Annotated in this window: 10 protein-coding genes and 1 riboswitch; of the genes, 2 read left to right on the top strand and 8 right to left on the bottom strand. The window is 57.0% G+C overall.

The annotated features are described in order from the left end of the window. Positions 1-3: 3 nt before the first annotated feature. Positions 4-1,017 carry an energy transducer TonB gene (locus AC5S27_RS10640; protein ID WP_493934547.1) on the top strand — a complete coding sequence of 338 codons (1,014 nt, stop codon included), beginning with the start codon at positions 4-6 and terminating at the stop codon, positions 1,015-1,017. Between the two features lie 100 nt (positions 1,018-1,117). Then, entirely contained in the window at positions 1,118-1,405 is a 288-nt protein-coding gene (locus tag AC5S27_RS10635) for an addiction module antidote protein (RefSeq protein ID WP_493934546.1), read from the top strand. 23 nt (positions 1,406-1,428) lie between these two features. On the opposite strand, the gene AC5S27_RS10630 is transcribed toward AC5S27_RS10635, so the two are convergent. From AC5S27_RS10630 to AC5S27_RS10595, 8 genes are all read right to left on the bottom strand, one after another. Beyond that, on the bottom strand, positions 1,429-1,866 hold the full coding sequence (locus tag AC5S27_RS10630; protein WP_493934545.1) for a TA system VapC family ribonuclease toxin: 438 nt from the start codon (positions 1,864-1,866) through the stop codon (positions 1,429-1,431). Continuing rightward, positions 1,859-2,116, bottom strand: a complete 258-nt coding sequence (locus AC5S27_RS10625) for a hypothetical protein (RefSeq protein ID WP_493934544.1) — start codon at positions 2,114-2,116, stop codon at positions 1,859-1,861. The genes AC5S27_RS10630 and AC5S27_RS10625 overlap by 8 nt, the downstream gene beginning before the upstream one ends. Positions 2,117-2,220: 104 nt before the next feature. Further along, a complete protein-coding gene (locus AC5S27_RS10620; protein WP_493934543.1) occupies positions 2,221-3,567 on the bottom strand; it encodes a metallophosphoesterase family protein in 1,347 nt (448 codons plus the stop codon). A 110-nt stretch (positions 3,568-3,677) separates the two neighbouring features. Continuing rightward, positions 3,678-4,631, bottom strand: coding sequence for a VWA domain-containing protein (locus AC5S27_RS10615; protein WP_493934542.1), 954 nt, complete (start codon positions 4,629-4,631; stop codon positions 3,678-3,680). 66 nt (positions 4,632-4,697) lie between these two features. After that, positions 4,698-7,775 carry a TonB-dependent receptor gene (locus AC5S27_RS10610; protein WP_493934541.1) on the bottom strand — a complete coding sequence of 1,026 codons (3,078 nt, stop codon included), beginning with the start codon at positions 7,773-7,775 and terminating at the stop codon, positions 4,698-4,700. A 462-nt stretch (positions 7,776-8,237) separates the two neighbouring features. Then, positions 8,238-8,325, bottom strand: a riboswitch (glycine riboswitch). 242 nt (positions 8,326-8,567) lie between these two features. Beyond that, positions 8,568-9,242, bottom strand: coding sequence for a hypothetical protein (locus tag AC5S27_RS10605; protein ID WP_493934540.1), 675 nt, complete (start codon positions 9,240-9,242; stop codon positions 8,568-8,570). A gap of 45 nt (positions 9,243-9,287) precedes the next feature. After that, positions 9,288-11,831, bottom strand: coding sequence for an ABC transporter permease (locus AC5S27_RS10600; protein WP_493934539.1), 2,544 nt, complete (start codon positions 11,829-11,831; stop codon positions 9,288-9,290). Next, complete coding sequence (locus tag AC5S27_RS10595; RefSeq protein WP_493934538.1) at positions 11,828-12,172, bottom strand: PadR family transcriptional regulator; 345 nt, start codon at positions 12,170-12,172, stop codon at positions 11,828-11,830. The genes AC5S27_RS10600 and AC5S27_RS10595 overlap by 4 nt, the downstream gene beginning before the upstream one ends. Positions 12,173-12,235: the final 63 nt, after the last annotated feature.

Here is a 12,235-nt window from a genome sequence, read left to right as displayed (position 1 = left end):
GCAATGGGTCGTAATCATCGTGATGTCGACCTGCAGTTAAGATGGATATATCTTCCTGCGGGATCAGGTGTATCCATGCGTCCATTTGCCTTGATCGTCTTCTCTGCCTATCTTTCGATGACCTTTCCAGCGAATGCCCAGACAAATGGGCCTTTCCAACCGAGTCGTGAAGAGTTGGCGAGTCACCTGATGTCCTGGACTCCTCCTGTATATCCAGCGATTGCTCAGGCGGCTGGATTTCAAGGAGAAGTCGTCGTCAGGGTTGAGATCGGTCCGGATGGCCTTGTGAGATCGGCGAAGGCGGTAAGCGGATCGTCTCTGCTCTATCAGGCAACCACGGATGCGGTGAAACAATGGCGGTACGTTCCTTTTCGTAACGGTACAGCTTCTATAGCAGTCGACGGTGAAGTTTCGGTGATCTTTTCTCTGCACGACAAGCCAGAAGTGCACACAGCGCACGAAACTCAAGCTACCGGAAACTACTCAACAACAATCACTCTAACGAAGCCTGACAATAGCGGGAAGCCGGATACTGCCATCGCCGACCGCTTCGACGCTGCATGGGAATTATGTTCCCGAGGCGTAATAGCGCACGCAGCAGACGCTGGTACGATCGCATATTGCAGAAAAGCCGCAGCCATTGCCGATGAATTTGAACCTGACCAGCGATATGTCGAACGGCGCAGCGTAAATGTGTATACGGCGACAGCATTGGCAAATGCGCACGATTTAGCTGCGGCAATGCCTTACGCAGACAAAGCTGTACAAATTGTAAAGCTGGGCCACGATGACGATTCTGGAAGCGAAGCGGCCTTTGCCACTCGCGGTCAGATACGCGCATTTTCGGGCGACTTGAAGGGCGGGGACGAAGACTTAACCGCCGCTGAAGAATTTGCGCGCAAGACATCTAGATCGAGCGTGTTGAAGAAAGACCTCCTGTTTCATGCCGAGTTACTGGAGCGCATGAATCGCGCAGCAGATGCCCAAAGCAAAAGAGATGAGGCTTCAAAACTCTAGCCAAGGAGCCGTCATCTAGCAATTCTTCCAACTTGCCTAATGACGTTAGCAAAGATCCTAACCAAGTTGACAGTTTTACACCTGTCACCATAGTTAACACATGGTCGAATTCAGCCACTACGACACGGCAGATTACCTCACCGACGACGACCGCATTGCCGCGTATCTCGAAGCCGTCATCGAAGAGGAGGGAGATGATCCGCTGTTGATCGCGCATGCTCTCGGCGCCGTAGCTCGTGCGCGCAATATGAGCCAGCTTGCTCGTGATACAGGCATGACGCGCGAGGGTCTCTACAAAGCACTTTCAGCAGAGGGCAATCCCAGCTTTGCGACAGTCATCAAGGTAGCGAAAGCTCTGGGACTACGCGTAGCGTTCCGGGCGGCGTAGCTTCTCGATGCCCCTGATGACTTTCACTTCACATCCAGAATCAGAACATGCTTGCTGTGCTCTCCGGCAAGATGCAGCATGGCCCGATCAAAGGTCGCAAGCACCAGACCATTGTGTACTGCTAGGCCCAGCAGGTAAGCATCGGTGACCTGGTTGTGGCCGAAGAGGCGCTTGAAGAACGGCCCGCTCAGCGCCAGCCAATCCGCGGAAACTGGTTGAAAATGATAGCCCGGTTCCTGTGCCAGTTGCGCCAGCATCGCAGTGACTTCTTCCATGCTCAGGTTGCCTGTCCTGGGCCGGGTCATGTGGCGCAGAAGGCCGGCTTCTGCGAAAGGGCAAATAGCCCACTGAAGGCCCGGCGTATCGAACCACTTGGTCGCGGCCCGGTGATGCACATGGTCCTCGTCGAGGATCGCCACCAGCACGTTGACATCTAGCAAGTATCGGGGAGCCTTAGCCAAGATCGTCTTCCGAACTCTCCCGAACCATCTCGGAAGTCACGACATTGCCCGTCTTCGCCTTGACGAAATACCCGCGCCGAGTCTTCTTCAGCCGCAACGATGCTCCGGTGTGCGACTCCGGCATCTGCTCCGCTCTCTGGCGCAGAAGTTCACTTACCGCCGATCCCAGCGGCAGCCCCTTGGCACTCGCATACGCCGAAGCAAAATCATAGACATCCTTATCGAGATGGATATTCGCCCTAGTTCTCATATACCAATCATGCACCTTTGAGCGTAGGAGTGCAAGATTTGATACCAGTGCATCATATTGAAAGTTGCACAAACGGTGGGGGAAAGGAGAAGTCTACTAATCTTCTACCCAACGTGCGACCCGGAAGTTAAGAGGCTCTTGGGCGGCTGGTGCGATTCGTACTTCAGCTTGCCGTTGCTGATTGGGGTGAAGGTCTCTTTGAGCAGCAGGTTGTTGCTCAGGATGTCGTGGTAATCGATGATGAGCTTTTCGCCGTCAATGGTGGCAATGAGGTGGCCGTTGTAGCCAACTCTTGTCTTGGGGTGATCCTTGTCGATCGGGTGGCTTCTCGGGTCGTAGAAGAGAACGTCGGGGCGCGGAGTGGTGATCTTCGTAACGTCCACCGGCATGCCGCCGTGGCCTATGCAGCGTGGATAGACTTGCAGTCCCGCGATGGCTTGCTTTTCGTAGATGGTGAAGCGATGCTCGTGGCCATAGAACCAGAGAAATTCGCGGTCATGAAAGAAGTCGAGGCTGGCCAGTTGCTGAGCTGGTTTCAGAAATGGACGCTCAAAGGCGCTGGTGGGCTGGTGATGGGTAAGGACGATCACTGGCTTGCGGATTTCGCTACGATCGAGTCGCGTGACAGTGTTGCGCAGCCAGGTCATCATCTGCTCGTCAAAGCGCGCATCGACGTTGAGCCATGGGATGCGGTTGACGTAGGGAACGTTGGTGAGCGGGGGCACTCCGCCGGAGTGGTAGCCGGTGTCGAGGCCGAGGATGATCCAGTGCTCTGCTTCGAGGCAGAAGTAGCTGGCGCGTTGCGGAGTCTGGATGGAATGGCCGGGGCCAAACAAGCCGAGCCGCGGGATGAACCGCTCGAAGTAGCCTTCCCCGCCTGAGTACATCTCATGGTTGCCCATGAGGGCAAAGCTGCCTTCCGATCCGAGCGGCCAGGTAACGCCCTTATGAGTGCTGCTCGCCTGCCCGAAGCAGTTCTCGGCGATCTCGTCGCCTTCACCGGTGAAATAAACATCTCCCAGGTGGACGGTGTAGTGCGGACGGCTGGACTCGATGTTGGAAGCGACTGCCTCGGCCTCCTGCGTGCCGGTTCCCCAGTCGGCAGTGAGGGCCAGGCGAATGGGGCCGCCGTCCGCTGCGGTGATGGGAAATATGCCTGTCTCGCCGCCTGTCTCGCCGCTGGGGTAGCTCTGGTAGGGATGCTTGCGCTTGTAGATGTTGCGCAGGTAAAGGACGAGCCAGTTCCAGAACTGCAGGAAGGCCGTGAGGCGGGTGTACTTGGTGCGTCCATCGAGCTTTTGCGCAATGCGCTGAACGTGCGAGACGAGGATACTGCGGCCAAGCAGCGGGATATTGCTCAGTTGCGCGATGTGCCGGGATTTGTGGCCGGTTTCTCTGGAACGCCGGGGATTGGAGATGTGCGATTGAAGATCGGGATTGCGATGTCGCACTCGGGGCTACCCTCTGCTGATTTTTGGCGAGCTACGACCCGATTATATGTTGGCGAATGTTGTTGGTCCGTGCGACCGCGTGGCTACTGCCTTGTTCTACTGCTTGGTCCCTATTGTTGAGCCCGCCCCGGAGCGTAGTAACCCGTGCGCACGGTCACGTCGTTCACCCGCTCCGGCATGCGCAGTTCAATGCGGTGAAACGCTCCGTCATGCGCCAGCTCCGCAGGCTTGTAGACCAGCCGATATTGGTTGCGCATCTCCCCTTCAATGACACGCAGATCGGTATCCACGGCGGCTTCCGCATCATCGTCATGGAAGACGCGCCCACCCGTCTGCTCGGTCAGATCGACAAGCGTCTTCGGGCCGGATGACGAGCTCCCCGGCGCAGGATCGGCGCGAAAGGCATAGATCGCAGTGTTGCTGCGCTGGCACATATCGACAGCCTCGCTCAGCGAAGTGTGACTTGCATTGTCCTCGCCATCGGAGAACAGCAGAATGAAGTTCCCGCTCCCGGCATGATCCACCTTGCCAAACTCATTAAAGCAGGCGTGAAAGACCGCATCGAAAAGCGCCGTCCCGCCCAGAGAATTCTGCCGTCCCGCAACAACGCGATGCAGTGCATTTGAGAGGGTCGCAGCATCCCCGCTCCACGGCTGCGTGACCACAGAGGTGTAGCCAAACTCCATGACGAAAGCACTATCCGTCTTCTGCCGCATCACGCGTTGCGCAAACTGCGCCGCAATCGCCCGGTCGCCATGCAGATGCGGCTCCATCGACTTGCTCGTATCGACAAGAATGCCTGCCCGGATTGGATGGTCCTGCGCCACTTCGAACGAAACGATCTTGTGTGCAGGCTTGCCGTTGTCCAGCACCTTAACTTCGTCCTGCTTGAGATCATTGACCGGCAGACCATGCGCGTCCGCCGCATGAAACGTAAGTCCAACTTCGTCGACGGCGACCTGCAGACGATAGGACTCGACATCACTGGTCTGCGCGGCCACAGGAAGGCAGCATAAGGCAGCAAGAGGAATCAGAGATATCGAACAGATCAGCGTCTTCAGCATAGCTCTGCAGCTTGGACAGACCCACGTACAATCTGTCACCGCAATGCTGCAGCTCTTCGAATATACCTATCCATTCAGTTCTAAACGAGCATCGCCGGGCCCGACTTCCATCGGACCCGGCGCGCTTTTGTCCTCGTAGTGGAGTTTCAGACCGAACTCGATCTGGCGTGAAGTGCCCAGTCCGATGGTCGATCCGAAGGTGCTGAAAATCTGGCCGAATGTCGAGTCGCCGTAGGTGCTGTCCGGCTGCCCAAAATTCGGGTGGTTGAACATGTTGAAGAACTCGGCGCGGAACTCAACGCTCCGGCCTTCCGACAGCTCTGTCCGCTTGATCAACGACGAATCGATCTGCGCAAACCCAGGCCCATAAATTCCGTTGCGAGGCGAGTTACCAAAAGTGCCCGCGGCTGGCATAGCCCACGCATCCGGGTTGAAGTACTGGCGATGGCTCCGGTTGGTTACATACTGGTGAACGCCGGGCACAAAGTCAGGACGCTGGTTGGTGTAGTCGCCATTGCCATAGGTGTTGGTGCCCAGCGAGATGTTATCGGCGATGCCGCTGTGGATGATGCCCAGAGCGTTGACCTCCCAACCGCTTGCCAGGAAGGAAACGGCCTTCGGAGCGCTGCTCAGGAAGCCATAGCCCCTGCCCATGGGCAGATCGTAGAGGACGTTGAACGACATGTTGTGGCGGATATCACCTGAGCCATTGCCGCGCTCCGCCTTGATATTGTTGTTGTCCTGTGGTTCGCTGGCAAACAGTCCCTGATCCTGGACGTTATCGATAGCGTGCCCATAGGTGTAAGCGGCCTCAGCATGCAACCCCTTGGCTACGCGCCGGATGATCGAAAGCTGGAAGGCGTTGTAACCGCTGAATCCGGAATTCGTCTCCAGGTAGATATCGCTGAAGTTGGAGTTGGGGCGAATCGACGTGTTCTGGGCAACGTAGTTTGTGTCGATTTCACGCCACAGGTTTACGCCATGATTGCCGACATAGGCCAGTTCCAGGCCGGTGTTCGCAGCAATCTGATAGGCAAAGCTGAAGCTCCGCTGGATCGAGTAGATATCCGGCTTGTGGGTCGGAAATCCGAAGACCGTAGGAGCGCCTGCAGTGTTATCACCCAGATAGGGAGTGTATGGATAGGACAGTTCAGGAACAGTGTTGGAGTTGAGCGAAACGTTGCCCGGAATGTTGTTCAGAGGAACGTTGTATGCGCCAAAACCCACCGGGTAAGCCTGATAGAACATGCCGATGGCGGCATGCACCACCATCTTCTCCTTCGGCTGCCAGGCAATACCCAGGCGCGGCTGGAAGTCAGCGTGGTTCCCATCGAAATAAGAGCCGCCAGGCTTGGCCAGCGCTCCTGTTTGCGGGTCAAAGGTCTGAGTCGCGAAGTGAGAATCATGCGGCACGGTTTCAAAGTCGTAACGCAGGCCGTAGTCGAGCGTGAGGTTATGCAGCAACTGGTAAGTATCCTGAGCAAAGAAGCCAAGCTGGGTCGCGCGTGTGCCGTGTCCTGGATCGCCAACGGTGATGCTCACTGACGAGAGCTTGTCGTTGATGAAGTCTGGGATCGACGAGAAAATCATGTAGTTGTAGTCTTTGCTGCTGCGGTTCACCTGGATCCTGTAAATCTGCGTGCCCGCTTTGATGGTGTGCTTACCCTTCACGTAGGTCAGGCTATCGCCATACTGGAAGCTGGTGCCCGCCTGGTAATAGAAACCTTCATTGCCAGGCGAGATGGCCAAACCCGCAATGATCGTATCGGGCACCGGCTCGTAGGAATCAATGGTGCTAACCCAGCGCTGCACGCCCACAAGCGCGTCGTTAACCAAACGCGGGCTGAAGATATGCGCCTCATGGATCGCCGCATTGGTGGTGCGGATCGGAACCGTCTGGTGGTCGTTCACGCCGAAGGCGCTGCCTTGCACGCCAAACAGCGGCCCGAATACGTTGGTGTCGTTGATGTTGATTCGGGCAAAGGCGCTGTCCTTGTCCGAGAAGACCTGATCGACGCGCGCGCTGCCCGTATCTTCCCGCACGTTCGACACCTTGTTCGCTGTGTAGACACCCACCAGAGGATTGCTTGTGGTGGAAGTCGCATCGGGAAACTGGGCGAGAATGGGAGCCAGTTGCGGCGAAGTCGCCATCACTTCTGCAATTAGCTCGGGGCTCGCCGTGGTGCCGTTCGCAGTAATGCCAACCAGCTGACGCGAGCCTTCATAGTTCGCGAAATAGAAGGTCTTATCGTGGCGGATCGGGCCGGCAACATTGGCGCCAAAGTCGTTGTAGCGAAACTCCGGCTTGGTTGTCGCGAAGAAGTTTGATGAGTCCAGCGCATCATTGCGGAAGAAGTCGTATACCTCGCCATGGATCTTGTTTGATCCAGACTTGGTCACGATGTTGACCTCAGACCCGGCCGCGCGGCCATACTGCGCCTGGTACGCGCTCGTCTGCACCTTGAACTCGGCAACCGTCTCCATGCTGCCCGTCAGCAGTCGGGCGCCGCGCTCGTAACCATTCGCCATGTATGGCTGGTCAACGCGGGAAGCATCGATACCGTCAATCGAGAACTGGTTATGCACCGAGTGCAGGCCGTCAAAGCTCAAGTCCGCAATGTAGTTGCTGCGCGCCACGGCTCCCGGCGTGAGCAGGCTGAAACGGCCGTAGTCGCGGCCATTGATGGGCAGATCGGACAACTGGCGCGAATCCATCGTGTTGCCCAGCGCCGCCGTTGTGGTGTCGATGGCCAGAGCCTGTGAACTCACCTCCACCATCTGACTTACGCTGCCCAGTGTCAGGGTGAAGTCCAGTCGCAGCGAGCTGGCAACATTGACCATCACCTGGTTCTGCACCTCGGTCGTGAACCCATTGCTCGACGCAGAGATACGGTATGTGCCAACTGCAAGATTCGGGAAAGTGTAAAAGCCCTCGCCATTGGCGGTAGTTACGCTGGTTGCCCCGGTGTTGATTTCAACGGCCGTGATCTTCGCCGACCGGATGACGGCATGCGACGGATCGTGCACCGTGCCCGACACGCCGCCATAGGTCTGCGCGAAGGAAGTTTTTCCTGCCATCGTAAACATCACGAGGCAGAGAAAGAGTGTAACGATACCACTCTTGAATCGTAGGAATGATTGCATTGCTGTCCTCCTAAAATGTGAAATGAACTTATGAAAGAGAATGATGCTTCCTGGATTGCAGCGGCACTAAGGCCACCGGTCACCAGAGACGAATGAACCATAGGAAAAATGTGAGTGCGGTCGATTAAGCCACCCGATCGAAGCAGGCAATCACGACAGACAATCGCAATAAACAGTCGAGATAGACCACTTCAAGGACTCAACCGACAAGTCTGCTCAGTCAATCTCCGAGACAATACGGAGACCAACTTGCTTCCGGCACACTTACCGTGAATAAAATTGCATGCTTTGCGTTGAATTAAAAAGATGACGGCGAGACGCCAGGTCCGTTCGGTCTTACGACCGGGCGTACTCGTTCGGCACCGGATAGCGATGCGAATAGCGAGTATGCCCCTTCTGTCCGTTTGCCTGAGATTGTTATCCCGTCGGCGGACTCCACCAAGGAGTCTCTCTTCAGAAGTTGTACCTGTCGTGGTCCTTTTGCCTGAGAGTTTCCGGGGCGGTTGCTCCTTCGGCGTCGGTTTTTCTCGATCTCTCCCGCGACAGATTGATTTACGAGTAAGCGCTGACTGGAGCCCCTACGGGGTTGGTGCCGTCGCTATCGGACGATCCTTGACGTGAAGATACACGGGATTCCGCGACGAAAATCATGGATCGGTAAGATTTATCGACCTCATAAAGCCCGTTTATCTCATCATTCAATCGCAAATGTCATGACATAAGAGCGAACACCGCTACTGCCCGGGAGCTTCGAAGCATCATCCATGCTTCCACCAATGCGGATTCAGCCGCCTACAGAATGTTCACGGCCCGAGCAGCCAGTAGCGCCACCGTGGTGAAGGAGATCAGCGACTGCACCATCATCAGCATCTTCGCCCAGCGAGACAGCACAGGCACATCCGTCGGCGAGAACGCAGTGCTGGTGTTGAATGCAAGGAAGAGATAGTCGACAAAACCAGGATTCCAGGACTCCTCGCCCATCTGCTTCTTCGCAGCCTGGTCCAGCGTCATCTGCGGAAACAGAAACGCCCCGTCCGTATGTACCCCGCGAATCTCACGAGCCCGCGGTCCGCCCGCATCCAGCCGCCAGTACCAGCTGGCAAACACCAGCACGTTCGTCACCCACAGCGCAGCCGCCGAGATCAGCAGCGTTTGCGGCGCTTCCTTGTGCGATGGAAGCGCCCCAATCAGCAGATACAGCGACCAGCCCATATCCAGCGTCAGGATCGACGTAATCAGGTAGCCCAGCACCTGGTTCATCAAATGGTTGCCGCGTTTACGAGCCACGATCGTTGGAACAATCAGTACGCCAACGATCAGGATCATCAACCATTGCGGCCCGGCTGCAAGTTCCTGGGGTAACGCGAAACGCAGACCTCCAACAGCGAAGAGAGCAAACACCGCAGGCCAACGCGGCTCAACCTCTCGCGCAACCTGCTCCTCAAGCTTGTGGTCTTTCGTCGGCATCGCTTCCATGATGCTAGGTTTAGCCCGCAATGGCAAACCTTGCGCCTACTCAGTGTGGAGCGTGCGCGCAATATCGAGATGGAACGCTCTACGAATCGGCACCATGGCCGCAGCGATCAGAATAGCCAGCAGCAATGCAATCGCAGTGAAGTAGCTGATCGGGTCCAGCCCGCTGATGCCGTAGAGCACCCGTCGTATCACCTGCGACAGCGCCGTCGTAATCCCCACTCCTGCAACGAGGCCAATCAGCACAGGCCACGCAAACCGCCGCAGCACAGACGTCGCAATCTCGCTCCGGTTTGCCCCAAGCGCCAGCCGGATTGCCAGTTCCTTCATCCGCTGCGAAACAGCAAAGCTCACCAGCCCCAGCAACCCAACGGTTGCAAGAAAGATCGCAACACTTCCCAGCAGACTGACGATCGTAGCAATCTGCTCCGCCGTCGCCACGCTCTTGCGAAAGCCCGACTTCAGCGAAGTGATGGTCGGATAGAGCCGCGGATCGATTGCGCTCGCAATCCCCTTCAACCTCGGCAGGACCGCTTCGGACCCACCACTGACTTTCACCAGCACGCTCATGTTCGGCATATTGTCTGCGGCGGGCGAATAGTAAATCTCCGTGGCGTCCGTGTTGTTCATCTCCTGAGCGCGCGTGTTTCCCACCACGCCAACAACCGTGTCCTTCCCTTCCCTATCCCACTGCTTGCCAACAGGATTCTCAGTCGGCCAGCGCCTGCGCGCCAGTGACTCACTGATCACCACAGCATGCTTCTCACCTGCGCGCAGAAAGCGCCCATTCAGCAGAGGTATCCCCATCGTCTCAAAGAATTCAGGCCCGACCCAGTTCGGATAGATGATCACGCGCTTGCCCTCGACATCAATGCTGGTCATCATCACCATTTCGTTGACTAGCGGCGGATTCTCCGCCAGCGAAACAGAGGTAACCCCAGATACCCCGCGAAGCCGCGTCTGCAACGTCTCAAGATACGCTTCCGCTTGCGGGCCAGTGTAACCATGCGCTCCCAGCGAAGGATTGATTGCATACACCTGCTCATACGCAAAGCCTGGATTTGTATAGAGCGTATGCAGCGTTGCGCGCACCAGCAGCCCGGCAAGAATCAGCAGCACGCAGCTTGCGCCCACCTGTGCACAAACCACGAGCTGATGCCACCACGTTCGCTCCTTCTTGCCGCGCACCGATTGCCATGCCGGAGCTATGCCAAAGAACAGCGAAGCCACAATGCCCATTGCCGCCGTAAAGAGCAGTACACGCCAATCAGGCATCGCATTCATCCAGCTCGGAGCATTGGCATACAGCAATGCAACACGCAGCACGCAATAGCTGAAAGGCAATGCAGCCACCGCACCCAGCACACCAAGCAGCAAACTCTCCGTAATCAATTGGCGGAAGATGCGGCCCCGCTTCGCGCCGAGATCGATGCGCAATTGAATTTCAGGCCTGCGCTTCACACCCCGCGCCATCAGCAATCCGCCAAGATTCGCGCACGCGACGGCAAGAATCAGCAGCACCAGCATCCCGACAATCGCCAGCACAGGAGGCCCATCTTCGAACGAGAAGAAATGCGCTCCAGGACTGAGCGGAATGTACTCCCCATCCCAGATATCTTTCGGATACAGCTTGCGCAACTGGTTCGTCAGCGCAAGCAACTCCTGCTGCGCCTGCGCCCTGGTCACACCCGGAGCAAGCCGCGCCCACATACCCACCTGGGCATCGTAGTCTTGCTCTGCAATGGGCTTGCTGCCGGCAACGAAATACGAGTACTGCTGCAAGGGAAGATAGATATCCGGATTCATCGTGCCCAAATTCGCAAAGCTCTCCGAAGTGATCCCAATCACCGTCACAGGCTTGCCCGCAAGATGAATTGTCTTGCCCACAACAGCCGCATCCCCCGCAAACTTCCGTTGCCACAGTCGATAGCTCAACACCGCAACCGGAGCCGCGGCCAAAGAGTCATCGCGGCTCGCATCGAAGAGTCGGCCATTGGCCGTCGTGGCTCCCAATTCAGTGAAGTAGTTAGCAGAGAAAAAGCCAGGCACAATGCGCTGCTCATCCTGCTCCAGCTCCATCGGCGAACCGATCCGCGTCGCCATCACAGCAGAGAGAGTCTTGGCATGATCGCGGTAGTAAGCGATCGAAGGCCACGGCACACCCGGTGCAATGTTGCCCGGCGACCTGCGCTGCGTCGAAACCAGCGTCTCGGGATCCCGGACAGGTATCGATTGCAACGCAATGAGGTTATAAAGGCTGAACGCAATCGTGCTCACGCCAATGCCCAGCGCCAGCACCACAATCGCCGTCGCCGAGAAGCCAGGAGACCGCCGCAGGATGCGCGCACCAAAGCGCAGGTCCTGCGCAATCGAAGCCAGCCACAGTGTTCCGCGGCTCTTGCGGCACTCTTCCTTGATCTGCTGCATGCCGCCAAATTCCACGCGCGTCGCACGCCGCGCATCCGTCTCGCTCATGCCGGAACGCATCTTGTCGGCCACCTGCGACTCAAAGTGAAAGCGCAGTTCAGAATCAAGCTCGGTCTCCATCTTTCGTGTGCGGAACAACCGCGCAAACCAATTCATATCGTGTCTCCTTGCGGATGCTGCAGAATCATCCCCACCACTTCCGTCAGCCGTGCCCAGCTCTCTGTCTCAGCCTTCAATTGCGTGCGGCCCTTCGCGGTTAGCTTGTAGAACTTAGCCTCGCGGCCAGTCTCTGTCGGGCCCCACTCTGCGGCAAGCAGCTTCTTGTTTTCCAGCCGGTGTAGCGCCGGATACAGAGATCCCTGCTGCACCTGCAGAGCTTCCTTCGATATCTGCTGAATGCGCTGCGAGATGGCATACCCGTGCACCGGCCCAAGCGCGACCACGCGCAGGATGAGCAGGTCAAGCGTTCCCTGAGGTAAATCAAACTTGGAAGACATCGTCACACCTATAGCTTCTACATATACATGCAACACGTGTAGAAGCGCAAGGTGTCCAGGCAA

Source organism: Acidicapsa borealis (assembly GCF_059115245.1).
Note: the sequence above shows the minus strand (reverse complement) of the source record. Positions and strands in the feature narration are given on the sequence as shown.

Excerpts from the sequence above, each read along its gene's own strand:
- AC5S27_RS10640 (WP_493934547.1), top strand. The coding sequence starts at position 4 with ATGGGTCGTAATCATCGTGATGTCGACCTGCAGTTAAGATGGATATAT.
- AC5S27_RS10635 (WP_493934546.1), top strand. The coding sequence starts at position 1,118 with ATGGTCGAATTCAGCCACTACGACACGGCAGATTACCTCACCGACGAC.
- AC5S27_RS10625 (WP_493934544.1), bottom strand. The coding sequence starts at position 2,116 with ATGAGAACTAGGGCGAATATCCATCTCGATAAGGATGTCTATGATTTT.
- AC5S27_RS10615 (WP_493934542.1), bottom strand. The coding sequence starts at position 4,631 with ATGCTGAAGACGCTGATCTGTTCGATATCTCTGATTCCTCTTGCTGCC.
- AC5S27_RS10610 (WP_493934541.1), bottom strand. The coding sequence starts at position 7,775 with ATGCAATCATTCCTACGATTCAAGAGTGGTATCGTTACACTCTTTCTC.
- AC5S27_RS10605 (WP_493934540.1), bottom strand. The coding sequence starts at position 9,242 with ATGCCGACGAAAGACCACAAGCTTGAGGAGCAGGTTGCGCGAGAGGTT.
- AC5S27_RS10600 (WP_493934539.1), bottom strand. The coding sequence starts at position 11,831 with ATGAATTGGTTTGCGCGGTTGTTCCGCACACGAAAGATGGAGACCGAG.
- AC5S27_RS10595 (WP_493934538.1), bottom strand. The coding sequence starts at position 12,172 with ATGTCTTCCAAGTTTGATTTACCTCAGGGAACGCTTGACCTGCTCATC.